Raw genomic sequence first — 21,973 nt, 5'->3', positions numbered from 1 at the left:
ACCTTTGCCATACTTACGACGCCGTAGGTTACGGACCCGTAGGTCCGCGCCCGGCGCCTGCCGACTCCTCACCCCCGGGGGAACCCCCATGACCACCAGTCCGGATCTGATCGAGGACGCGGCGTCGTCCTCCGTGCGCGGTGGCGATCCCGCGTCCGAGCCCTCCGCCACCCTCGGCGGCGAGAACAAGCGGTCCATCGAGCAGATCGCTCTGCTGCTGTTCATCACCGTCCCCTTCGTCGCGCTGCTGGCGGCGATCCCGCTGGCCTGGGGCTGGGGGGTGAGCTGGCTGGACGTCGGCCTGATGGTGTTCATGTACTTCCTGGCCTGCCACGGCATCACCATCGGCTTCCACCGGTACTTCACGCACGGTTCCTTCAAGGCGAAGCGGCCGCTGCGGATCGCCCTGGCGATCATGGGGTCGATGGCGGTGGAGGGGCCGCTGGTGCGCTGGGTCGCCGACCACCGCAAGCACCACAAGTACTCCGACCACGAGGGCGACCCGCATTCGCCGTGGCGGTTCGGCGAGACGCTGCCGGCCCTGATGAAGGGCCTGTGGTGGGCGCACATCGGGTGGCTCTTCGACGAGGAGCAGACCGACCAGCAGAAGTACGCCCCCGACCTGATCAAGGACCCGGCGATCCGCCGGATCTCGCGCGACTTCGTGTACTGGACGATGTTCTCGCTGGCGATCCCGCCGCTGGTGGGCGGTCTGGTGACGATGTCCTGGTGGGGCGCGTTCACCGCGTTCTTCTGGGGCTCCCTGGTGCGCGTGGCGCTGCTGCACCACGTGACCTGGTCGATCAACTCGATCTGCCACGCGGTGGGCAAGCGGCCGTTCAAGTCCCGGGACCGCAGCGGCAACGTGTGGTGGCTGGCGGTGCTGTCGTGCGGGGAGTCCTGGCACAACCTGCACCACGCCGACCCGACGTCGGCCCGACACGGCGTGCTGCGCGGGCAGGTCGATTCGAGCGCGCGGCTGATCCGCTGGTTCGAGCAGCTGGGATGGGCGTCGGACGTGCGCTGGCCGTCGGCCGACCGGATCGCCGCCCGGCGCCAGGAAAAGATGACGAACCCGGCATGATGGGGGACGTGGCGATCGACGGCAGCAGTTCCAGCAGCGACAAGCCCCGGCGAGGCCGCCGGGTCCGGATGACGGGCGCCGAAAGGCGTCAGCAACTGCTGGACATCGGCCGCACCCTGTTCGCCGAGAAGGGCTTCGAGGGCACGTCGGTGGAGGAGATCGCGGCCAAGGCCGGGGTGTCCAAGCCGGTGGTGTACGAGCACTTCGGCGGCAAGGAGGGCCTGTACGCGGTGGTGGTCGACCGCGAGATGCGGCAACTGCTGGACGGGGTGACGGGGGCCCTGACGGCGGGGCACCCGCGGGAACTCCTGGAACAGGCCGCGTTCGCCCTGCTCGACTACATCGAGAGTTATACGGACGGCTTCCGGATCCTGGTCCGGGATTCTCCCGTGGCCCAGTCGACGGGCACCTTCGCGTCGCTGATCAGTGACATCGCCACACAGGTCGAGGACATCCTGGGGCTGGAGTTCAAGGCCCGCGGGTTCGATCCGAAGCTGGCGCCGCTGTACGCGCAGGCGCTGGTCGGCATGGTGGCGCTGACCGGCCAGTGGTGGCTGGAGACCCGGCAGCCGAAGAAGGCCGAGGTCGCCGCGCACCTGGTGAACCTGTCCTGGCACGGACTGGAGAACCTGGAGGCCAGGCCCCGGCTGGTGGGACACCGCAAGAGCTGAGCGGCGGGGACCGGGCGGCGGGGACCGAGCCACCGGAACCCGGCCGCGGACCTCACGGTCCGCACCGCGGACGACGCGACGGCGCCCCGTCACCGGAGATCCGGTGGCGGGGCGCCGTCGCGTCGGGCTCCCTACGGGCGGCGCCCGCCGGGGCCGCACCCGCCCGGACCGTGCGCGTCAAAACCGTGCGCGGCCGAACCGTGCGCGTCCGGCACCGGGACGTCCGGGACGTACGGCTCCAGGAACTCCAGCCGGTTGCCGACCGGGTCCTCGGAGTAGAAGCGCTTGTGGCCCGGCAGGTCGCCGTCCCACACGACCCGCGCCCCGCGTTCCTGGAGCCCGCGCGCGTACTCCTCGATGCCGCGCACCCTGAGCCCGGGGTGCGCCTTGCGGGCGGGACGGAAGTCCTCCTCCACGCCGAGGTGCAGTTGGACCGCGCCGACGGCGAACCAGCAGCCGCCCCGGGCGGCGAGCACGGGCGGTTTGGACAGCTCCCGCATGCCGAGAACGCCCGTGTAGTAGGCGCGCAGCGCGTCCTCCGAACCGGGTGGCGCCGCCAGTTGCACGTGATCGACGCCCGTCAGCACGCTCAGGCCTCCTTGCGGGCGATGGCGAAGATGCGTCGGAAGGGGAAGACGGTGCCGCGGGGGCCGGGCGGGTAGGCCTCGCGCAGCGCCTCGCGGTACTCGGCGAGGAAGGTCTCGACGGCCTCCCGGTCGTCGCCGAGGGCGGTCAGGACGGGCCGCAGGGCCGTGCCCTTGACCCAGTCGAGCACGGGGTCGGGGCCTTGCAACAGCTGGTGGTAGGTGGTCTCCCACACGTCGACGGCGCACCCGAGCTCGGTGAATCGGGCGAGGTACTCGGCGGGTTCGAGGAGGTGTACGTAGCGTGCGCCGTGCCCGGCGAGCCGGGAGTGCCAGCGCGGGGTGTCGCAGAGCTCCGCCAACAGTCGGTGGCTGGGGGCGCCGAAGTTGCCGGGGATCTGGAAGGCGAAGGTGCCGCCGGGCCGCAGCCCGTGGATCCAGGGCGCGAAGGACCCGGGATGGCTGGGCACCCACTGCAGGGCGGCGTTGGAAACGATCAGGTCGTACGTCTCCTCGGGCATCCAGTCGGCGATGTCGCCGTGCCGGAAGTCGAGCCGGCCGCCGCCCGCGGTGGGCCCGGCGTACTCCGCCGTGGCGCGGGCGAGCATCTCGGGCGACAGGTCGAAGCCGGTGATCCGGGCCTCGGGCCAGCGCTCCGCGAGCAGGGCGGTGACGTTGCCGGGGCCGCAGCCGAGGTCCGCGATGCGCGGGCCGGGGCTCTCGTCGGACGTCGCGGACGGCGTGGGCAGCTCGGATATCCGGGTCAGCAGGTCGAGGAAGGGGCGGGTTCGGTGTCCCGCGTGCCGGAGGTACTGCTGGGGGTCCCAGGTGGGTGCGGACGGGGTGGAACCGTCCTGGGCCGGGGGGCGCACGGCCGGCGCGATATCGGAATGCATGTTCGAGCCTCCCTACTGGTGGGGCGAATGGAAGCGGAAGCCGTTCCGGCCACCTCCATGCCCCATGGTCGGCCAGAATATATCTCGATGTCAAGATTCTTGAACTCAAGAGACTTCATGTCGACAGACCCCTTACACTGATCGGCATGGAGGACGAGGTCGACCGACTGGTCGCGGCATGGCGGCGAGAGCGCCCTGACCTCGACGTGGAACCGCTTGAGGTGCTCAGCCGTGTCAGCCGGCTCGCGCGCCACCTCGACCGCGCCCGCAGGCTGGCCTTCGCCGAGCACGGGCTGGAACCGTGGGAGTTCGACGTGCTGACCTCGCTGCGGCGCGCCGGCGCGCCCTACCAGCTGTCACCCGGGCAACTCCTGACCCAGACGCTCGTCACCTCGGGCACCATGACCAACCGCATCGACCGGCTCGCCAAGAAGGGCCTCGTCGAACGGCTTCCCGACCCCAACGACCGTCGGGGCGTGCTGGTCCGGCTGACGCCGGAGGGGCGCGACCGCGCCGACCAGTCCCTCGCGGGTCTGCTGGCCCAGGAACGGGCGATCCTGGCCCAGCTCTCGACGGTGCAGCGCGGCGACCTCGCCGGACTGCTACGCCAGTTGACCGCTCCGTTCGACAACATCCCCGGGTAGACCCGCCAGTTCGGCGGGCCGTACGCCCGCCCGCCTGGCCAGGGCCACGGCCGCCAGGGTGGAGTGCACGCCCAGCTTGCCCAGCACGTTCTGCATGTGGGTGCGGACGGTGTGCGGGGACAGGAACAGCCTGGCCGCCACGTCCTTGCGGCCCAACCCCGCCACCATGCAGCGCAGCACCTCGTGCTCCCGCGGGGTGAGGGACTCGACGAGCCGTTCGCTGTCCGTACGGTGCTTGCGGGCTGCGGTGAGTTCCCGCAGCACCCCGGTGAGCAGCGCGGGCGGCAGGTGGGTCTCCTCGCGCAGCACCCCCCGGATGACGGCGAGCAAACGGGACAGGGAACAGTCCTTCGCCACCCACCCGGAGGCGCCCGCCTGCAGGGCCAGGGCGGCCCGGCGGGGGTCGTCCCGTTCGGCGAGGACCACGGTGTGGACCCCGGGATGGGCGACGCGCACCCCGGCGACCAGGGCGATCCCGTCCGGGCCGGGCGGTGGCCCGGAGCCCGGTTCCCGCTGGGCGGGCACGGTCCCGGCGACGGCGCCGAGGTCGGCGTCGACGAGCAGGACGTCGAAGCGGCGGCCTTCCGCCGCCGCGCGTTCGAGGCAGCGCGCGGCCGCGGGACCGCTGCCGGCCGCGGACACGTCCACGTCCGGCTCGGCCGCGAGCGCGGCCGCGAGGGACTCGGCGAAGATGCGGTGGTCGTCGACCACCAGAACCCGGATGCGAACCACAAAACCCCCAAGGGTCGGGGAACGGACGACTGCGGGTACGACGCCCGGACCAGGAGGTCCACAGGCCGTCGCAGCCGCCGCCGTGACTTCTGTGCACTACCCCGGACCGGACGCCGTACCCGGCGTGTCTCGACCCCTGAATCAACACCGGCCCCCACCGGTGTCACGCCTCAGCGTAGGCCCGGCACCGTCTCGCGGTTGGCCGAATAGCAGAAGTTTTTCGAGCGATTTTCGGGTGGAGCGGTCCCGCAGGGGAGTTGCGGTGGCTTGATTTGGACGGTCCGGGAGGCCCGGAAGCTGATTTCCCGACCGGAGTGTGCCATCGGCAGTTGCACGAGGGGCCTTTCACCCGGCGTACGCGCGCCGGGCGCCCGCGCAGAGCGCCCGTCGACCGCGCTCGCCGCGCACGCGCACGCCCCCCGCACCGGTCGGGTGCGGGGGGCGTGGGATGAACGTGTCGCGCGGAGCCGACCGGCGTGAGCCGGCTGCGGCGTCCGCGTCAGGAACGCTGTTCGCGGGCGAAGTTCCAGGCGTCCGTCACGATGTTGGTGAGGTCCGAGCGGGTCGGGGTCCAGCCGAGGCGTACGCGCGCCGCCTCCGCGGAAGCGACGAGCACCGCCGGGTCGCCGGCGCGGCGGGCGGCGACGGTCTCGGGGATCTCCCGGCCGGTGACCTTGCGGACGGTCTCGATCACCTCGCGGACCGAGAAGCCGTTGCCGTTGCCCAGGTTGCAGATCAGGTGCTCGCCCTCGGCCGCCGTCTCCAGCGCCGCCAGGTGGGCGTCCGCGAGGTCGGCGACGTGGATGTAGTCGCGTACGCAGGTGCCGTCCGGGGTCGGGTAGTCCTCGCCGAAGATCGAGATCGCCTCGCGCTCGCCCAGGGCGACCTGGAGGACCAGCGGGATCAGGTGGGTCTCGGGGTCGTGCCGCTCGCCGAACTCCCGGTAGGCGCCGGCCACGTTGAAGTAGCGCAGCGAGACCGCCGCGAGGCCGTGCGCCGTGCACTCCCCCGCGATCATGTGGTCGACGGCCAGCTTGGAGGCACCGTAGGGGTTGGTCGGCGCGGTCACCGAGTCCTCGGTGAGCGGACCGTCGGCCGGCTCGCCGTAGGTCGCGGCGGTCGAGGAGAAGATGAGCTTGCGGACGCCGGCCCCGCGCATCGCGTCGAGCAGGGCCCGGGTGCCGCCGACGTTGTTGTCCCAGTACTTGCCGGGATTGACGACGGACTCGCCGACCTGCGAGGAGGCCGCGAAGTGCAGGACCGCGTCGTAGGAGGCGTCCAGGTGGTCGGCGGCGTCCTGGATCCGGCCGTCGATCAGGGTCGCTCCGGCCGGGACTCCCGCACCGAAGCCGGTGGAGAAGTTGTCGAGGACGGTTACCTCGTGGCCGGCTTCCAGGAGGTGGGCCGCGACGACGCCGCCCACGTATCCGGCGCCACCGGTGACCAGGTACTTACTCACTCGCACTCCAAGCTCTCGCGGACGCACGCGTACGCGCGTGCTGGTATCTGGCATACCGGATTCCGCGCTCCCGGGGAAATCGTCACCCGACGGGACGGCTCATCCCGCGACGGTTCCCGGCCCCGCGGGCAGCACGGCCCGGTCGAGCAGGCCGGTGCGCGCGGCCAGTGCGGCCGCCTCCAGCCGTGATCCCACGCCCAGTTTCATCAGCACCCGCTGGACGTGGGTGCGGGCCGTGCTCGGCGCGATGGCCATGCCCGCGGCGATGAGCCGGGTGTCCTCGCCCTCGGCGACCCGGACCAGCACCTCCACCTCGCGCGGGGTGAGCAGGCGCAGCAGCCGGCTGCCCTCGTCGTCGGGCTGGGCGGCGGGGTTGAGCAGTTCGGCGAAGGCCCCCTGCAACAGCTGCGGGGCGATCGCCGGCTCGCCGGCCCGGGCCTTGGCCAGGGCGCGTTCCACTCCCTCGATGCGCTCGTCGTGGCGTACGTATCCCGAGGCCCCGGCGGCGAAGGCGGCGGCGATGCCGCGCGGGCTGGGCACCGGCCCCAGGACGACCACGGCGATCTGCGGGCGCTCTCGCTTGATCCGGGCGACGGGTTCGAAGATCCCGGGGGCGGCGGGGGTGGCGGTGCCGAACAGGCAGACCTCCGGGGCGCGGCCGATGACCAGCTCGGCGGCTCCGGCCGTCGGCGCGGCGGCCGCGAGCACCCGGTGCCCGCGCAGTTTGAGGGCCGAGGCGAGCGCCTCGGCCAGTAGCCGGTGTTCGTCGACCACCATGACCCGTACGCCCATTAAGGCTCCCACCCCAGATCCTTCTGACCCGGCAAGCTACACGCTTGTTCGACGGGACGTGCCCGATACCGCGCAGAAGCCCCCGGAAGGGCGGACCTTCCGGGGGCTGCGGGGCGTGCTGTGCGGCGGGCCGCCGGGGTCAGCTCGCGGTGAAGGAGACGAAGAGGTACTCCGGGTCGCTCTTCTCCGAGTACGGCTTGCGGACCGTCGTGCGGGAGATGAAGAACTTGCCGTTGTGGTAGCGGAACTCGGAGTGGTCCGCGGAGAACTGGGCTTCGGCGCGCTGGCCCGTCTTCTCCGGCGGGTTCTCCATGAGGACGGTTTCCTTCATGGTCTTGCTGTCGATGCTGACGATCTGGCCGCCCTTGTTGTACGGGGGCGACTTGTAGGCGATGACGTTCGAGCCGTCCATGCGCAGCGGGGTGATCGTGTAGCTCTCGCCCGCGTCGGCCCGGTCGGTGGTGGGCTTGCCGGTCTGCAGGTCGAAGGAGACGAGCTCGTTGGTGCGGCCGACGGAGGATCCCGAGCCCTGGTGCTCGTAGGTCGGCAGGTAGACCTTGCCGTTGCCGACGACCATCTTCGAGCACTGCTCGACCTCGGTGGCGGGGCACTCGGGCGCCCAGGTGCCGGCGGCGAGCGAGATGCGGCTCTTGAGCTGGCCCGCGTCGTCGACGACGAAGAGGTCGCTGACACCGGTGGCGTTCTTGGCGGTGTCACCGACGTCCGCGGCGACGATGAGCGGCTTCGTGGAGATGATGCCGGCCCACTCGATGCCCGGGGACAGCTTGTACGAGGACTTCGGCGCCCCGGTGACCGGGTCGAGGATCTGGGCGGTCAGGCTCTGGTTGGGGATCCGGCCGCACTTGCGCAGGACCGCGAGGGCCTCGCCGCCCGCGTAGCCGAGGTCGTAGCAGCTCTCGGCGTCGACCTTGGGCGTCCACAGGGACTTGCCGTCGGCGAGGTTCCAGGCCGCGCCGCCGCTGAGGCCGCCGGCGGCGACGGTCTGGCCGCTGATGGTGACCTCGCTGAAGGCGACGGGCCTGTCGCCGCCGGTGGAGGACTTGGCGGAGCCGGACCACAGCAGCTTGCCGGTGTTCAGGTCGATGACGCCGACCTGGTTGCACTGCGGGTACTTCTTGTCCTCGGTCGGCAGGGCCTCCTGGAAGAGGATCGCCGACTTGTTGTCGCTGACGTGCTTGGTCGCGCCGCAGACGTGGGCGGGGAGCGGGAGCTCCCACTTCTTGCCGCCGTCGACCAGGTTGTAGCCGATGACCTTCGCCACGTCGGACTTGACGTAGGTGGAGTCGGTCAGCCAGGAGCCGTCGACGGAGACGCTGTCGGCGGGCTGCGGGCTCGGCACGTTGAGCAGCGTCTTCGACTTGGTGTTGGTCGGGACCTTCTCGGTGCCGCCCGGGGCCGCGGGGGCCTTGGCGTCGGGCGAGCCGCTGGGGGTGCCGCCGTCCGCGGTGGGGGCGCCACCGCCGTCGCCGTCACCGGAGACGTACCAGAAGCCGCCGCCGATGATGAGCGCCATCGCCACCAGCGCGGCGCCGACGATCATCAGCTGGGTGCGGACGACGTTGCCGCCGGCCGCGGCGGGCCGCGCCGGGGACTGGACGGTGGCCGGCTGCTGCGGGTAGCCGTAGCCGGGCTGCTGCTGGGGGTACCCGTAGCCCGGCTGCTGGGCCGGCTGCTGCGGGACGGTGGGGGGCATCGGCGGGGGCGGCGGGACCGACCGGGGTGCGCCGAAGCCTCCCGACGGGGGTTGCTGCGGGGGCGGCGGGGTACTCATGGCGTGCTACTGCCTCTCGGTGGGCGGCTCGGTGGACTCGTTCACTTGCCGAAGGCCATCAGGAGCTTCTCGTCCTTGCCGTCGCCGACCAGCCGGGTGACGGAGAGGAAGAAGCGACCGTCCTCGTAGGCGGTCTTGGCGAACATGAAGGAGCCCTCGATCTTCGCGGCGGGGCCCGAGGGAAGCTTCAGGAGCACCTTGGGCGTCCCGCTGCCGGCCGGCAGGGACACGATCTCGCCCGGCTCGTCGAGACCGGCGCCCGTGCGGTAGGCGGTCAGCTGGCCGCCCGCGGCCTTGAGCGGGACGAAGGTCTTCTTGTCGCCGGCCTTGGTGCGCCACTTGACCTTGCCGGTGTTGAGGTCGAACGCGACGATCTCGGCGCTCGCGGTGTCCAGTTCCGCCCCGGTGCCCAGGTAGATGGTGTCCCCGTCGACGACGGAGTTCCCGCAGTTCTGGAGGCCCTCGCTAGTGCTGCTGCCGCCGCAGTTGATCACGAAGTTGCCGTCGCCGGAGAGCGAGTTGCGCTTCTGTCCCTTGTCGTCGAGGACGATGATGCCGCGCTGCTTGGTATCGCGGTTCTGGGCGTCGATCACGGTCGGGCTGACGGAGTAGACGGCCTTGACCTGGAAGCCCTTGGGGAGCTTGTAGGACCAGGTCTTCTTGCCGGTGTTCGGGTCGGCGTCCTGGATCTCGACGGTCTTGTCGGCGTCCAGGCACGTGGCGACGGCGATCATCCTGCCGTTGCCCGCGGCGTAGTCCGAGGGCTTGCAGCCCTCGGGGCCGGCGTCGGAGAAGAGCTTGTCGCCGGTGCTCAGGCGGTGGACGCTCTGGCCGCCCATCCAGCCGATGGCGACGCTGTCCCCGGTGAAGGTGACCGTGGTGTCGGTGGCGGTCTTGAAGAGACCCTCCATGACGACTTCCTTGCTCCAGAGCTCCTTGCCGCCCTTGAGGTCGACGAGCTTCATCTGGTTGCAGTTGGAGTCGTCGTCGTTCTTGACCACCATGACGGTCCTGCCGTCGGGGGTGGTCTGACCGGTGAGGCCGCAGATCTCCGTACGGAGGTCGAGCTTCCACTTCTCCTTGCCGTCGGCCACCGCGTAGGCCACGACGGACTTGTCGACCGTCTTGATGACGGCGTCCCCGACCACCCACTGGCCCTGCGTCGGGATGCCGGCGCCGGGGCCCTCCATCTTGACCGTGTTGAGCCACAGGGCCCGGTCCTCGCCGGTCTTGCGTCCGGAGTTGAGGTCGGTCGGGTAGGAGCCGCCGGCGCCGTTGCCGTCGCCCTTGTCCACGGAGGCCGAGGGGGAGGGCTTGTCGTCGCCGGGCGCGGGGCTCTGGGCGACGGGCTCCTTGGCGGCCTTGTCGTCGCCGTCGCCGGCGAGGAGGAAGTATCCGCCGGCGCCGAGTACGAGCACCCCGGCGACCGCGGCGGCGATCAGGACCATGGCCTTGTTGCGCCCGGGCGGCGGCGGGACCGGCGGCATGCCCTGCGGCGGCGGCGGGAATCCGTAGCCGCCGTTCTGCACGGGCGGCTGCGGGACGGTCGGCGGCTGCTGGGCGTACGGATTGGGCCCCTGCGGCGGGAACCCGTACCCCGGCTGCGGCGGGCCCGGCAGGTGGCCGTAACCGGAAGGTGACGGCGGCTGGTTCGGCGGCTGGGGCGGCTCGGTCATCAGCGCATACCTTCGGCGTCAGGCGGTAAGTCGGTCGGTAGAACGACCCTTTCTATCACTCGTGGCCGACACGCGACGGGCCGGTCCGACCCCTGTTCCCAAGGGAGGACCGGCCCGTGACGTAGCCGTTATCCGACCGGATCATGTTCAAATCTGTCCGGAATCAGGCGTCTTCGGCCAGTTCCAGCCAGCGCATCTCCAACTCGTCGCGCTCGGAAATCAGTTCCCTGAGCTCGGCGTCGAGCTTGGCGACCTTGTCGTAGTCCGTGGAGTTCTCGGCGATCTGCGCGTGCAGGTTCGACTCGCGGTCGGACATCTTGTTGAGCTGCCGCTCGATCTTCTGCAGCTCCTTCTTCGCGGCGCGCGAGTCCCCCGAGGCGGACGACTTCGCGGCGGGCGCCGGGGCCGCCGGGGCGGCGGCCTCGATCATCCGCTGCCGGCGCTCCAGGTACTCGTCGAGTCCGCGCGGCAGCATCCGCAGGGAGGCGTCGCCCAGCAGCGCCATCACCGTGTCCGTGGTGCGCTCGATGAAGAACCGGTCGTGGGAGATCACGATCATCGAGCCCGGCCAGCCGTCGAGGAGGTCCTCCAGCTGGGTCAGGGTCTCGATGTCGAGGTCGTTGGTGGGCTCGTCGAGGAAGAGGACGTTGGGCTCGTCCATCAGCAGCCGCAGGATCTGCAGCCGACGCCGCTCACCACCGGACAGGTCCCCGACCGGGGTCCACTGCTTCTCCTTGGTGAAGCCGAACTGCTCGCACAGCTGGCCCGCGGTCATCTCGCGACCCTTGCCGAGGTCGACGCGGTCGCGCACCCGCTGGACGGCTTCGAGCACGCGCAGCGAGGGGTCGAGCTCCCCGACCTCCTGGGACAGGTAGGCCAGCTTGACCGTCTTGCCGACGCTGACCTTGCCCGCGGCGGGCTGGACGTCGCCCTGGGTGCGGGCGGCCTCGGCCAGCGCGCGCAGCAGCGAGGTCTTGCCGGCGCCGTTGACGCCGACGAGGCCGACGCGGTCGCCGGGGCCGAGGTGCCAGGTGAGGTGCTTGAGGAGGGTCTTGGGGCCGGCCTGGACGGTCACGTCCTCCAGGTCGAAGACCGTCTTGCCGAGGCGGGCGTTGGCGAACTTCATCAGCTCGGAGGTGTCGCGCGGCGGCGGCACGTCGGCGATGAGCTCGTTGGCGGCCTCGATGCGGTAGCGCGGCTTGGAGGTCCGGGCGGGGGCGCCGCGGCGCAGCCAGGCCAGCTCCTTGCGCATGAGGTTCTGCCGCTTGGACTCCTCGGTGGCGGCGATCCGGTCGCGCTCGGCGCGGGCGAAGACGTAGTCGCTGTAGCCGCCCTCGTACTCGTGGACGTCACCGCGCTGGACGTCCCACATGCGGGTGCAGACCTGGTCGAGGAACCAGCGGTCGTGGGTGACGCAGACGAGCGCGGATCGGCGTTCCTGGAGGTGCTTGGCCAACCAGGAGATGCCCTCGACGTCGAGGTGGTTGGTGGGCTCGTCGAGGACGAGGAGGTCCTGGTCGGCGATGAGCAGCTGGGCGAGCGCGATGCGGCGCCGCTCGCCGCCGGAGAGCGGGCCGATGACGGTGTCGAGGCCTTGGCCGAAGCCGGGCAGGTCGAGTCCGCCGAAGAGGCCGGTGAGCACGTCGCGGATCTTCGCGTTGCCGGCCCACTCGTGGTCGGCCATGTCGCGGATGATCTCGTGCCGAATGGTGGCGGAGGGGTCGAGCGAGTCGTGCTGGGTGAGGACGCCCATGCGCAGGCCGCTGTTCTGGGTGACCCGGCCGGTGTCGGGTTCCTCCAGCTTGGCGAGCATCCGGATGAGGGTGGTCTTGCCGTCGCCGTTGCGGCCGACGACACCGATCCGGTCCCCCTCGGACACGCCGAGGGAGATGCCGTCGAGCAGGGTACGGGTGCCGTACACCTTGCTGACTGCCTCGACATTGACCAGATTGACGGCCATCAGACGCGCTCCAGGGAAGGGGTGTGGATCAGCCCCCCAGCCTAACCCTCCGGGCCGACCCCGACCGATCCACCAAAAGGGCGCCCGCGAGGGCCATGCCGATGGCGGCGGGCGCGGTCAGCGGCAGGGCGATCAGGGTGGCGCTGTGGCCGTCCAGGATTCCGCCGAGGCCGGTCATGGAGAGGCCGAGGATCCCGAGCAGGCCGAGGGTGATCCCGACGGCGGCGACGGGCCCGCTCCCCGGCGTCGGCGCGGCCGGTACGGGGGCCTCGAAGCGGCGGAAGCAGGCGACGAGCAGGGCCGTCACCAGGGCCGCGAGCAGGATCCGGGGCGGGACCTGCGCCCACCAGGCGGCGGTGGCCGGCTCGGGCAGCGCGAGGCCGAGGGCGAGCTGGGCGGCGTACACGCCGAGCATGGCGGTGAGGTGCCACAGGAACGCGGTCATGGCGACGCCGTTGGCGGTGACGACCCGCCGCCAGACGCGGGGCCGCTCCAACCAGGCCGCGGCGGGCCGGGCGAGCAGCTGGACGGCGCCGACGAGCCACAGGCCGTGGCAGAGCAGGGCCAGGGTGGGCGGGGCCATGTTGGACACCTTCTCGCCGGGCATCCCGACCATGGACAGCGGGTACGGGCCGACCGCGACGAGCAGGACGGCCCCGGCGAGCCCGGCGGCGGCCAGGGCGGCCGGCCGGGTGATGCGCCCGTCGGCGCGCAGGAAGCCGAGTTGGTGCACGGCCAGCCACACGAAGGCGAAGTTCAGGAACTCCACGTACGGGACGCCGAGCGCGAAGCGCAGGACGTCCACCAGTGCGGCCGCCCCCGCGAGCCCGGCGAAGACGGCCCAGCCGTGGCGCTCGTGGAGCTTCAGCAGGGGCGGGGTGAGGGCGACCATCGCGAGGTAGATCCCGATGAACCACAGCGGCTGCGTGACCAGCCGCAGCGCGGCGCCGGTCAGCCGGCCGCCGTCGAGCCCGGCGAGCTGGACGGCCAGCGCGAGAGCGGTCCACACCAGGACGAAGACGAGGGTGGGCCGCAGCAGCCGCTGGAGGCGGGCCCGCAGGAAGGCGGCGTACAGCGGCCCGTCGGCCCTGCGGGCGAGGGAACGGTACGAGAGGGCGTGCGCGAACCCACCGACGAAGAAGAACACCGGCATGATCTGGAGCCCCCAGGTGAGCACCTGGAGCGGGGGCACGAGGGCGAGCAGGTTCCCGATGCCGTCGCCGGCGACGGCCGCCATCAGCCAGTGGCCGAGTACGACCGTGCCGAGCGAGGCGACCCGGAGCAGATCGACGTAGCGGTCCCTGGTCGCGGGGGTCGCGGCGGCCAGGTCGCGTGCGGTGGCTGTCATGTCCACCACGGTCGCGGCGGGGCGGCCGCGGCGACAGGGTACGGATACTCAGATCGCGCTGGGTACCGCGGCCTCCCGACCGCCGGGCACGGTCGGGCCGGCAGACCCGGTCAGGCCGGCAGGACCGTGGCGCCGGGGACGGGGCCCGACGCGGTGCGGGTGGTGCGGCAGGTGCCGGAGGCCTCCAGCGCGGCGGCGACCTTGGCGGCGCCCTCCTCGTCCCGGACCAGGAAGGCGGTCGTCGGGCCGGAGCCGGAGACCAGCGCGGCCAGCGCGCCGGCTCCGATGCCCGCCGCGAAGGTGTCGGCCAGCGCCGGGCGCAGCGACAGCGAGGCGGCCTGGAGGCCGTTGGACAGGGCGGGCGCCAGCCGGTCGGGGTCCCCGGACGCGAGGGCCGCGAGAAGTGCCGGGGAGGCCTCCGGCTCCGGGACGGTGGTGCCCGCGGTCAGCCGGTCGAACTCGCGGAACACGGCCGGGGTGGACAGGCCCCCGTCGGCCACCGCGAACACCCAGTGGAAGGAGCCCGCGTCGACCGGGGTGAGCAGCTCGCCGCGGCCGGTCCCGAGGGCGGCGCCGCCGAGCAGGCTGAAGGGGACGTCGCTGCCCAGTTCGGCGCACAGGTCGAGGAGTTCCGTGCGCGGGGTGTCCAGCCCCCACAGGGTGTCGCAGGCCAGCAGCGCGGCCGCCCCGTCGGCGCTGCCGCCCGCCATGCCGCCGGCGACGGGGATGTTCTTCGCGATGTGGAGGTGGACGGCCGGCTCGACGCCGGCCCGCGCCGCGAGGACCTCGGCGGCCCGGGCGGCGAGGTTGGTGCGGTCCAGGGGCACCTGGTCGGCGTCGGGGCCTTCGCAGGTGACGGTCAGTTCCGCGGCGGGGGTGGCCGTGACCTCGTCGAACAGGGAGACGGCGAGGAAGACGGTCGCGAGGGGGTGGAAGCCGTCGGGGCGGGCGGCGCCCACCCCGAGCTGCACGTTGACCTTCGCGGGGACCCGTACGGTCACGCTCACAGGGCGGGCCTCTCCGCGGCGGGCTTGTGCTCGGCGATCGCCGCGAACTCCTCGACCGTGAGGGACTCGCCGCGCGCCTGCGGGGAGATCCCGGCGGCGACGAGCGCCGCCTCGGCGCCCGCGGCCGAACCGGCCCAGCCGGCCAGGGCGGCACGCAGGGTCTTGCGGCGCTGCGCGAAGGCGGCGTCGACGACCGCGAAGACCTCGGCCTTGGACGCGGTGGTCCGGATCGGCTCGGTGCGGCGCACCAGCGAGACCAGACCGGAGTCGACGTTCGGGGCGGGCCAGAACACCTTGCGGCCGATGGACCCGGCGCGCTTGACGTGCGCGTACCAGTTGGCCTTGACGGAGGGCACGCCGTACACCTTGTTGCCGGGCTCGGCGGCGAGCCGGTCGGCGACCTCGGCCTGGACCATGACGAGGGTCCGCTCGATGGTCGGGAACCGGTCCAGCATGGTCAGCAGCACCGGAACGGCCACGTTGTAGGGCAGGTTCGCGACGAGCGCGGTCGGCGGCGGGCCGGGCAGCTCCTTGACCAGCATGGCGTCGGAGTGGACGAGCGCGAAGCGGTCCTGCCTCGCGGGCATCCGGGCCTCGATGGTGGCGGGCAGGGCGGCGGCCAGGACGTCGTCGATCTCGACGGCGACGACCCGGTCGGCGGCCTCCAGCAGCGCGAGCGTCAGCGAGCCGAGTCCCGGACCGACCTCGACGACCACGTCGTCCGGGCGCACCTCCGCGGTGCGGACGATGCGGCGGACCGTGTTGGCGTCGATGACGAAGTTCTGGCCCTTCTGCTTCGTCGGCCGTACGCCGAGTACGGCGGCCAGTTCCCGGATGTCGGCCGGCCCGAGGAGGGCGTCGGAAGGGGTCTCGTGGGGCTGCTGCTCTGCGGTGCTCACCGGTAAAGCCTACGGCCGCAGTGCGGCCACGGACTCGCCCCCCGCTGCACGTAGAGCTTCTTGGCCCGGTACGTCTGCTCCGAGCCCGAAGCATCCTGCGGGCGGCCGCTGCCGCCGAGGCCCTGCCAGGTGCGCACGTCGAACTGGTAGAGGCCGCCGTAGGTCCCCGAGGGGTCGGTGGCCGAGGCCCGGCCGCCGGATTCGCACTGGGCCAGCGCGCCCCAGTCCAGGCCATCGGCGCCGGCGACGGAGTTCGGCAGCCGCTTCGTACCGACCTTCACGAGTTGGCCGACGGGCTCGCGGACGACCTCCTCGGCGATCCTGCGGGGCTGCTGCCGGACCCCGTTGACGGTCCGCAGGCTGTACGTGACCCGGCGGGCGCCGGGCCGCCCGGCCCGTTCGACGACCTCGGTCCCGGCGAACAGGTCCCCGTCCTCGACCCGCTCGGTCGTGAAGGGGATGCGTTCCTCGCGGACCTCGCGGGTGCCGGTGATGCGCAGCACGGTGACGACCTGACCGTCACGGGGGAACGCGCCGGGCGGGACCGAGGTGGTGTCCTGGCCGCCGAGGGTGATGCCGGCCTGGTCCAAGGCCTCCTGAACGGTCGCGGCGTTGGTGCGGATGGTGCGTTCGCGGCCGTCGGCCATGAAGGTGACGCCGCGTTCCGTGCGCACGCCGAGGGTCAGGCCGGCGCGCGGGACGCCGGCGGTGCGGGGCAACGTGAGGAAGGCGCCCTCGACGCGGACGCCGAGCTGGCGCAGGGCGCTCTCGACGGTGCGGGCGGTGGTCCACAGCCGGCGGGTGCGGCCGTCGAGGGTCAGTTCCAGGGGGCGGCCGTAGCGGACGACGATCTCCTCGCCGTCGGCGAGGTCGGAGCCGCGTGCGGGGGCCACCAGGTCGTGGGGGCCGACGCCGAGGCCTTCGGCGGCGAGCAGGGCGTCGACGCTCCCGGCGAAGGTGTGGAGGCTGCGGGGCACTCCGTCCACGGTGAGCCGGACCGATTTGTCGGCGGCGACGAAGGCGGTGGTGCCGCCCGCCAGGACGGCCACGACGAGGGCCTGCGGGACGATGCTCCGCCAGCCGGCGCGGGCCGCCGCGCCCCGCCGACCGCGGGCTGCGGCCCGCTGCCCGGACCCGCCGCGACCACCGCCGCCCTGGGCCGGGACGGAGGCCCGCCGGCGCCCGGAGTCCGGGGCGTCCGGGCCCGGGAGCGGGGGCGGCGGCACCGGATCCGCCGCCCGGCGGCGGCCGGTGGGCCGACGGGTCTCGGGGACGTCGGGCTCCGGCCCGGGATCCGCGGCGCGACGGCGCCCGGCGGCCGGCGCCCCGGCGTCGGGGCCCGGCAGCGGGGGCGGCGGCACCGGGTCCCCCGCACGGCGCCGACCGGCGGCGCGCCCGACCGACGGGGCCTGCGCCTGCGGATCCGGCAGCGGGGGCGGCGGCACCGGATCCGCCGCGCGGCGGCGGCCGGTGGGGCGCAGGCCGGTCCCGGGGGTGGCGGCGGTCGGCGCACCCCGCCGCCGCGACCCCCGGCGGCCTTCGCCCCGGGGGGCCGGGACGCCGCCGTCGGGGCCGCCGTCGGCGACGAGGCCGAGCGCGGAGGCGAGGTCGAGCTCGGGGTCCGGGTCCCGGTCGGGGGCGAAGTCGAGCTCGGGGTCGAGGGGGAGGTCGAGTTCGGGGTCGAGGGCGAGGTCCGGGGCCGGCATCGGATCGGCGTCCGGCTCGGTCCCCGGCCAGGAGACACGGCGGTGACTGCCCTGTGTTTCGCTCACGTCGCTCGCTCCACTGGTCCGGCCCCTGCTGGTCGGGGCAGCGCACCCTAGCCGGAGCGGGCGTCACGCTTCAAAGCCGTTCGACTACCCAGCGTGTCGGACGAACGGGCGTGCGACGTGAGGGGGTGGGGCGAGCGGGCGAGGTGGGACGAGCCGGGGGTGGGACGAGCGGGAGCGGCCGTGCCCGCGCGCCAGTACGGCCGTGCCCACGCGTCAGTACCCGAAGGCGCGGGCCGTGTTCGCGGCCAGAGCCGTCGCCATGGCGTCCTCGTCGAGGCCGCGGACCGCGGCCATCGCCCGTACCGTCAGCGGAATGAGGTACGGCGCGTTGGGCCGACCGCGGTACGGCGCCGGGGTGAGGAACGGGGCGTCCGTCTCCACCAGCACGAGTTCCAGCGGGGCCACCGCGAGGGCTTCGCGCAGCGGCGCGGCGTTCTTGAAGGTGACGGTCCCGGCGAAGGACATGTAGTAGCCGGCGGCCGCGCACGCGCGGGCCATCTCGGCGTCCCCCGAGTAGCAGTGGAAGACCGTCCGCTCGGGCGCGCCCTCCTCCCGCAGCACGCGCAGCACGTCCGCGTGGGCGTCGCGGTCGTGGATGACCAGCGCCTTGCCCGTCCGCTTCGCGATCTCGATGTGGGCCCGGAAGGAACGCTCCTGCGCCGCCATCCCCTCGGGACCGGTGCGGAAGAAGTCGAGGCCGGTCTCACCGACCGCCTTCACGTGGTCCAGCGCGGCCAGCGCCTCGATCTCGCCGAGGGCGTCGTCCAGGGCCGCGTCGCCGCCGCCGGGCCGGGCGCCCCGGCGGGACCAGCCGTCCGGGTCCCCGTGGACGATCCGGGGGGCTTCGTTCGGGTGCAGGGCCACCGCCGCGTGGACGTTCGGGTACGCGGCCGCAGTCTCGGCGGCCCAACGGGAGCCCTTCACGTCGCACCCCACCTGCACGACGGTGGTCACGCCCACCGAGGCGGCCTTCGCGAGGCCCTCCTCGACCGTGCCGGACTGCATGTCGAGGTGGGTGTGCGAATCCGCCACCGCCACCCGGAGCGGTTCGGGCAGCGGAGGCGGGGTGTCCTTGGCGTCCTTGGCGGTGGCGGAGGAGGAGGAAGGGCTGGGGCTCATGGGGCCGATCCTATGACCGGCGGAACAACCCCATCAGCCGGGCGAACAGGCCGCGCCCCTCCTCGGGGTCCACGGCGACGGGCCCGGGCGCGTCGTGCGCCGGCTGCGTCCCCCTCGCGGCCGGCGCCCCCTTCGGCGGCCTCGCCTTGCGCGGGCGGGGCGTGCGCGGCAGGGACGCGCCCGCCGGAACCGGTCCGGCGATGCCGGGGGCGACGGGGTGGTGGTAGAGCTTGTCGAGCATCCCGGTCACCGAGGAGACCTGGCCCTCCCGCATGATCCGTACGACGTGGCCGTCGCAGTTCAAGCAGGTCGGGTTGGACAGCGGCGAGGGCACCCGCTCGCTGTTCGCCCGGTAGACGATGAACGCCTCGCCCCTGCCGTCGACGTGGTGCTCTATCTCGTAGGCCTGCTCCCAGCCGTATCCGCACTTCATGCAGGCGAAGGAGTACGCCTCGTGCACGGTCGGCACGGTCGGTGCGACCGGGACGTGCACGGGGGCGGGGGCGGGTGCCGGGGTGTCTGCGATCTCACTCATGCCAGCTCCTCTTGTTCCACTGGTGCCACTGCCAGTGGACGCCTCTTCGGGCGGGAGCGCATCAGGCCCTGTCGAGTGTTGGACGGTCCTTGGGCGACTCATGCCCCAAGCGCCCGGTGCGCGGTCTGAGCTTTGCCTTTCAGGTTAGCTCTTTACCGACTTACGGCACCTTTTGTGCCGCGTTCTTTGCCGCCACCACCGCGTCGAACACCTCGCGCTTGGGTACGCCGACCTCTGCCGCGACCGCCGCGATGGCCTCCTTGCGGCGCTCCCCGGCCTCCTCGCGCACCCGCACGCGACGCACGAGCTCCTCGGCGTCCACGTCACCGGGAGTCGCCGCCGGGGCGCCCTCGACCACGATCGTGATCTCCCCGCGCACGCCTTCCGCCGCCCAGAGGGCCAGCGCGCCGAGCCCGCCGCGCTTGACCTCCTCGTACGTCTTCGTCAGCTCGCGGCACACGGCCGCCCGCCGGTCCGCGCCGAACACCTCCGCCATGGCCGCCAGGCTGTCGTCCAGTCGGTGCGGCGCCTCGAAGTAGACGAGCGTGCGCCGCTCGCCCTCCACCTCGCGGAGCTTGCCCAGCCGTTCGCCGGCCTTGCGCGGCAGGAAGCCCTCGAAGCAGAACCGGTCCACCGGCAGCCCCGACAGGGCCAGCGCGGTGAGCACGGCGGACGGCCCGGGCACGGCCGTCACCTTGATGTCCTTCTCCACGGCCGCGGCCACCAGCCGGTAGCCGGGGTCGGACACCGACGGCATCCCCGCGTCCGTGACCAGCAGCACCCGCTTGCCGGCCTCCAGCGCCTCCACCAGCTCCGGGGTGCGGGCGGATTCGTTGCCCTCGAAGTACGAGAGCACCCGCCCGGTGGTGTGCACGCCGAGGCCCTGCGTCAGGCGGCGCAGCCGCCGCGTGTCCTCGGCGGCGATCACATCGGCCCGCTCCAGCTCGGCGCCCAGCCGTGGCGGGGCATCGGCGAGGTCCCCGATGGGCGTACCGGCGAGGACGAGGACGCCTGCGGAGGAGGGGGCATCGGCAGAACGGGGCTGATCAGTCACCGCACCATCCTCTCATTGGGTCCCCCGGCCTCCGGGGCGCGGACGGCGGCGGGGACCGCGTACGGGGCAGCGATCGGTGTGCGCGGGACGGGAGTTTCGGGTGGGTTCGGGCGGAGCCGCGCCTGTGGGGGCTGGGGTGTGCACAGGGGCGTTCCCTACGATGACCCGGTGACCAGTACCGCGACGCCGCCGCCCAGCCCCGCGGGGGCCCCGCCCGAGCCGACGGGCGACCGCGACCTCGAACAGGGACCGCCCGTCTGGCTGCGCCGCCTGCGCGGCTTCGGATACGTGCCGCGCACCGCCCCGGGCGGGGCGCGCGCCGACGTCCGCACGCGGCTCGTGCCCCCGTACGCCCGCCCGTCCGCGCAGTTGTGGACGGCGCTCGGCGTCGCGCCGTCGGCGACGGAGACTTGGCAGCGGGTCATGGCCTGGGTCGGTCCGTTGCTGGTGACGCTGGTGGCGGGGGTGCTGCGGTTCACGCACCTCGGCAGCCCGAAGGCGGTGATATTCGACGAGACGTACTACGCCAAGGACGCCTGGGCCACGATCCGGCAGGGTTACGAGGCCAGTTGGCCGAAGGACATCGACAAGGCGATCCTCGCCAATCCCGACGGCGTCCCGCTGCCCACGGATCCCGGCTACGTCGTGCACCCGCCCGTCGGCAAATGGGTGATCGGCCTCGGCGAGTGGATGTTCGGCTTCGACCCGTTCGGCTGGCGGTTCATGACGGCGGTGCTCGGCACCCTGTCGGTGCTGATGCTGTGCCGGATCGGCCGCCGCCTCTTCCGCTCGACCTTCCTCGGCTGCCTGGCGGGCACCCTGCTCGCCGTGGACGGCCTGCACCTCGTGATGAGCCGTACCGCGCTCCTCGACCTGGTGCTGATGTTCTTCGTGCTGGCGGCCTTCGGAGCGCTGCTCATCGACCGGGACCGGGCGCGGGCCCGGCTCGCGGCGGCCCTACCGGTGGACGAGGAGGGCCGTACCCGGCCCGATCTCAAGATCGCCGAGACGCTGCGGCTGGGACTGCGCCCGTACCGGATCCTGGCGGGCGTCTGTCTCGGCCTGGCGTTCGGCACCAAGTGGAACGGCCTCGTGGTGCTGGCGTTCTTCGGAATCCTCACCGTCGTGTGGGACGCGGCCGCGCGCCGCACCGCCGGCGCGGGCTCCCCGTACGCGTCGATGCTGCGCCGCGACGCGCTGCCGGCCTTCGTATCGACGGTCCCGGTGGCGATCGGCGTCTACCTGATGACCTGGTTGGGCTGGATCCTCTCCCCCGACAACGGCAAGGGCGGCTACTTCCGGGACTGGGCCGCCAAGAACGACCGGGGCAGCTCGCTGTCCTTCCTGCCGGAGTGGCTGCGCAGCATGTGGCACTACGAGACGGAGGTCTACAAGTTCCACGTCGGCCTGACCTCCGGCCACACCTACGAGTCCAACCCGTGGAGCTGGCTGGTCCTGGGCCGGCCCGTCTCCTACTTCTACGAGTCCCCCGACCCCGGCACCGACGGCTGCCCGGCGACGGAGGCCGGCAAGTGCGCCCGCGAGGTCCTGGCGCTGGGCACGCCGCTGCTGTGGTGGGCGGGCTGCTTCGCGCTGCTGTACGTGCTGTGGCGGTGGTTCTTCCGCCGCGACTGGCGGGCGGGCGCCATCGCGTGCGCGCTGGCCGCCGGCCTGCTGCCCTGGTTCAACTACCAGGAGCGGACGATCTTCTACTTCTACGCGGTCGTCTTCGTCCCGTACCTGTGCCTGGCCGTGGCCATGATGATCGGCGCCCTACTGGGCCCGGCGGGCTCCACGGAACGCCGCCGCACGCTCGGCGCGATCGGCGCGGGCGTCCTGGTCCTGCTGATCGTCTGGAACTTCATCTACTTCTGGCCCATCTACACGGGCCAGACCCTCCCGATGGACTCCTGGCGCAACAGGATGTGGCTGGACACCTGGATCTAGCG

19 protein-coding genes are annotated in these 21,973 nt (G+C 72.7%); 4 read left to right on the top strand and 15 right to left on the bottom strand.

Going from position 1 to position 21,973, the window contains the following annotated elements; translation table 11 throughout:
* The first annotated feature begins 88 nt into the window (after positions 1-88).
* Entirely contained in the window at positions 89-1,084 is a 996-nt protein-coding gene (locus ACFY0I_RS20155) for an acyl-CoA desaturase (protein WP_388897376.1), read from the top strand.
* On the top strand, positions 1,081-1,755 hold the full coding sequence (locus tag ACFY0I_RS20150; protein ID WP_281208796.1) for a TetR family transcriptional regulator: 675 nt from the start codon (positions 1,081-1,083) through the stop codon (positions 1,753-1,755). The genes ACFY0I_RS20155 and ACFY0I_RS20150 overlap by 4 nt, the downstream gene beginning before the upstream one ends.
* Positions 1,756-1,886: 131 nt before the next feature.
* Here ACFY0I_RS20150 and ACFY0I_RS20145 read toward each other — a convergent pair whose 3' ends face one another.
* Positions 1,887-2,342 (bottom strand): glyoxalase, encoded by a 456-nt coding sequence (locus ACFY0I_RS20145; RefSeq protein ID WP_388897374.1) that lies wholly within the window; start codon positions 2,340-2,342, stop codon positions 1,887-1,889.
* A gap of 2 nt (positions 2,343-2,344) precedes the next feature.
* A complete protein-coding gene (locus ACFY0I_RS20140; protein ID WP_388897371.1) occupies positions 2,345-3,235 on the bottom strand; it encodes a trans-aconitate 2-methyltransferase in 891 nt (296 codons plus the stop codon).
* 146 nt (positions 3,236-3,381) lie between these two features.
* On the opposite strand from ACFY0I_RS20140, the gene ACFY0I_RS20135 reads away from it, so the two are divergent.
* Positions 3,382-3,879 (top strand): MarR family winged helix-turn-helix transcriptional regulator, encoded by a 498-nt coding sequence (locus ACFY0I_RS20135; RefSeq protein ID WP_388897368.1) that lies wholly within the window; start codon positions 3,382-3,384, stop codon positions 3,877-3,879.
* On the opposite strand, the gene ACFY0I_RS20130 is transcribed toward ACFY0I_RS20135, so the two are convergent.
* The 13 genes from ACFY0I_RS20130 to rsmI form a co-directional block, all read right to left on the bottom strand.
* Positions 3,838-4,611, bottom strand: a complete 774-nt coding sequence (locus ACFY0I_RS20130; RefSeq protein WP_388897366.1) for a LuxR C-terminal-related transcriptional regulator — start codon at positions 4,609-4,611, stop codon at positions 3,838-3,840. The two genes, ACFY0I_RS20135 and ACFY0I_RS20130, sit on opposite strands and share 42 nt — an antisense overlap.
* Before the next feature lie 499 nt (positions 4,612-5,110).
* Complete coding sequence (gene galE / locus ACFY0I_RS20125) at positions 5,111-6,124, bottom strand: UDP-glucose 4-epimerase GalE (RefSeq protein WP_388897363.1); 1,014 nt, start codon at positions 6,122-6,124, stop codon at positions 5,111-5,113.
* Between the two features lie 45 nt (positions 6,125-6,169).
* Positions 6,170-6,862 carry a response regulator transcription factor gene (locus tag ACFY0I_RS20120; RefSeq protein WP_388897635.1) on the bottom strand — a complete coding sequence of 231 codons (693 nt, stop codon included), beginning with the start codon at positions 6,860-6,862 and terminating at the stop codon, positions 6,170-6,172.
* A 139-nt stretch (positions 6,863-7,001) separates the two neighbouring features.
* Positions 7,002-8,654 (bottom strand): PQQ-binding-like beta-propeller repeat protein, encoded by a 1,653-nt coding sequence (locus ACFY0I_RS20115; protein WP_388897360.1) that lies wholly within the window; start codon positions 8,652-8,654, stop codon positions 7,002-7,004.
* Between the two features lie 41 nt (positions 8,655-8,695).
* On the bottom strand, positions 8,696-10,330 hold the full coding sequence (locus tag ACFY0I_RS20110; protein ID WP_388897357.1) for a PQQ-binding-like beta-propeller repeat protein: 1,635 nt from the start codon (positions 10,328-10,330) through the stop codon (positions 8,696-8,698).
* A gap of 163 nt (positions 10,331-10,493) precedes the next feature.
* The gene (locus ACFY0I_RS20105) at positions 10,494-12,290 is read right to left on the bottom strand and encodes an ABC-F family ATP-binding cassette domain-containing protein (RefSeq protein WP_281208804.1); all 1,797 of its coding nucleotides are present in this window, start codon (positions 12,288-12,290) and stop codon (positions 10,494-10,496) included.
* A gap of 28 nt (positions 12,291-12,318) precedes the next feature.
* The gene (locus ACFY0I_RS20100) at positions 12,319-13,638 is read right to left on the bottom strand and encodes an acyltransferase (protein WP_388897354.1); all 1,320 of its coding nucleotides are present in this window, start codon (positions 13,636-13,638) and stop codon (positions 12,319-12,321) included.
* Between the two features lie 110 nt (positions 13,639-13,748).
* Positions 13,749-14,645 carry a 4-(cytidine 5'-diphospho)-2-C-methyl-D-erythritol kinase gene (locus ACFY0I_RS20095; RefSeq protein ID WP_388897351.1) on the bottom strand — a complete coding sequence of 299 codons (897 nt, stop codon included), beginning with the start codon at positions 14,643-14,645 and terminating at the stop codon, positions 13,749-13,751.
* The gene (gene rsmA, locus ACFY0I_RS20090) at positions 14,642-15,544 is read right to left on the bottom strand and encodes a 16S rRNA (adenine(1518)-N(6)/adenine(1519)-N(6))-dimethyltransferase RsmA (RefSeq protein WP_388897348.1); all 903 of its coding nucleotides are present in this window, start codon (positions 15,542-15,544) and stop codon (positions 14,642-14,644) included. Before rsmA ends, ACFY0I_RS20095 begins: the two co-directional genes overlap by 4 nt.
* Positions 15,541-16,770 carry a ubiquitin-like domain-containing protein gene (locus ACFY0I_RS20085; protein WP_388897632.1) on the bottom strand — a complete coding sequence of 410 codons (1,230 nt, stop codon included), beginning with the start codon at positions 16,768-16,770 and terminating at the stop codon, positions 15,541-15,543. The genes rsmA and ACFY0I_RS20085 overlap by 4 nt, the downstream gene beginning before the upstream one ends.
* Positions 16,771-17,529: 759 nt before the next feature.
* Positions 17,530-18,435 (bottom strand): TatD family hydrolase, encoded by a 906-nt coding sequence (locus ACFY0I_RS20080; RefSeq protein WP_388897345.1) that lies wholly within the window; start codon positions 18,433-18,435, stop codon positions 17,530-17,532.
* A gap of 10 nt (positions 18,436-18,445) precedes the next feature.
* Positions 18,446-18,970, bottom strand: coding sequence for a hypothetical protein (locus ACFY0I_RS20075; RefSeq protein ID WP_388897342.1), 525 nt, complete (start codon positions 18,968-18,970; stop codon positions 18,446-18,448).
* 160 nt (positions 18,971-19,130) lie between these two features.
* Positions 19,131-20,024, bottom strand: coding sequence for a 16S rRNA (cytidine(1402)-2'-O)-methyltransferase (rsmI, locus tag ACFY0I_RS20070; RefSeq protein WP_388897340.1), 894 nt, complete (start codon positions 20,022-20,024; stop codon positions 19,131-19,133).
* Between the two features lie 168 nt (positions 20,025-20,192).
* Here rsmI and ACFY0I_RS20065 point away from each other — a divergent pair, with 168 nt between their 5' ends.
* On the top strand, positions 20,193-21,971 hold the full coding sequence (locus ACFY0I_RS20065) for a dolichyl-phosphate-mannose--protein mannosyltransferase (RefSeq protein ID WP_388897337.1): 1,779 nt from the start codon (positions 20,193-20,195) through the stop codon (positions 21,969-21,971).
* Positions 21,972-21,973: the final 2 nt, after the last annotated feature.

Origin of the sequence: Streptomyces sp. NPDC001568, assembly GCF_042893755.1 — a bacterium.
GTDB lineage: Bacteria > Actinomycetota > Actinomycetes > Streptomycetales > Streptomycetaceae > Streptomyces.
The sequence above is the reverse complement of the archived record's forward strand: the minus strand, read 5'-3'. Positions and strand labels throughout refer to the sequence as shown.

What these genes read in the sequence shown, in the direction of transcription:
- ACFY0I_RS20155 (WP_388897376.1), top strand. Translation starts at nt 89, where the DNA reads ATGACCACCAGTCCGGATCTGATCGAGGACGCGGCGTCGTCCTCCGTG.
- ACFY0I_RS20150 (WP_281208796.1), top strand. Translation starts at nt 1,081, where the DNA reads ATGATGGGGGACGTGGCGATCGACGGCAGCAGTTCCAGCAGCGACAAG.
- ACFY0I_RS20140 (WP_388897371.1), bottom strand. Translation starts at nt 3,235, where the DNA reads ATGCATTCCGATATCGCGCCGGCCGTGCGCCCCCCGGCCCAGGACGGT.
- ACFY0I_RS20135 (WP_388897368.1), top strand. Translation starts at nt 3,382, where the DNA reads ATGGAGGACGAGGTCGACCGACTGGTCGCGGCATGGCGGCGAGAGCGC.
- galE (WP_388897363.1), bottom strand. Translation starts at nt 6,124, where the DNA reads ATGCCAGATACCAGCACGCGCGTACGCGTGCGTCCGCGAGAGCTTGGA.
- ACFY0I_RS20120 (WP_388897635.1), bottom strand. Translation starts at nt 6,862, where the DNA reads ATGGGCGTACGGGTCATGGTGGTCGACGAACACCGGCTACTGGCCGAG.
- ACFY0I_RS20115 (WP_388897360.1), bottom strand. Translation starts at nt 8,654, where the DNA reads ATGAGTACCCCGCCGCCCCCGCAGCAACCCCCGTCGGGAGGCTTCGGC.
- ACFY0I_RS20110 (WP_388897357.1), bottom strand. Translation starts at nt 10,330, where the DNA reads ATGACCGAGCCGCCCCAGCCGCCGAACCAGCCGCCGTCACCTTCCGGT.
- ACFY0I_RS20105 (WP_281208804.1), bottom strand. Translation starts at nt 12,290, where the DNA reads ATGGCCGTCAATCTGGTCAATGTCGAGGCAGTCAGCAAGGTGTACGGC.
- ACFY0I_RS20100 (WP_388897354.1), bottom strand. Translation starts at nt 13,638, where the DNA reads ATGACAGCCACCGCACGCGACCTGGCCGCCGCGACCCCCGCGACCAGG.
- ACFY0I_RS20080 (WP_388897345.1), bottom strand. Translation starts at nt 18,435, where the DNA reads ATGAGCCCCAGCCCTTCCTCCTCCTCCGCCACCGCCAAGGACGCCAAG.
- ACFY0I_RS20075 (WP_388897342.1), bottom strand. Translation starts at nt 18,970, where the DNA reads ATGAGTGAGATCGCAGACACCCCGGCACCCGCCCCCGCCCCCGTGCAC.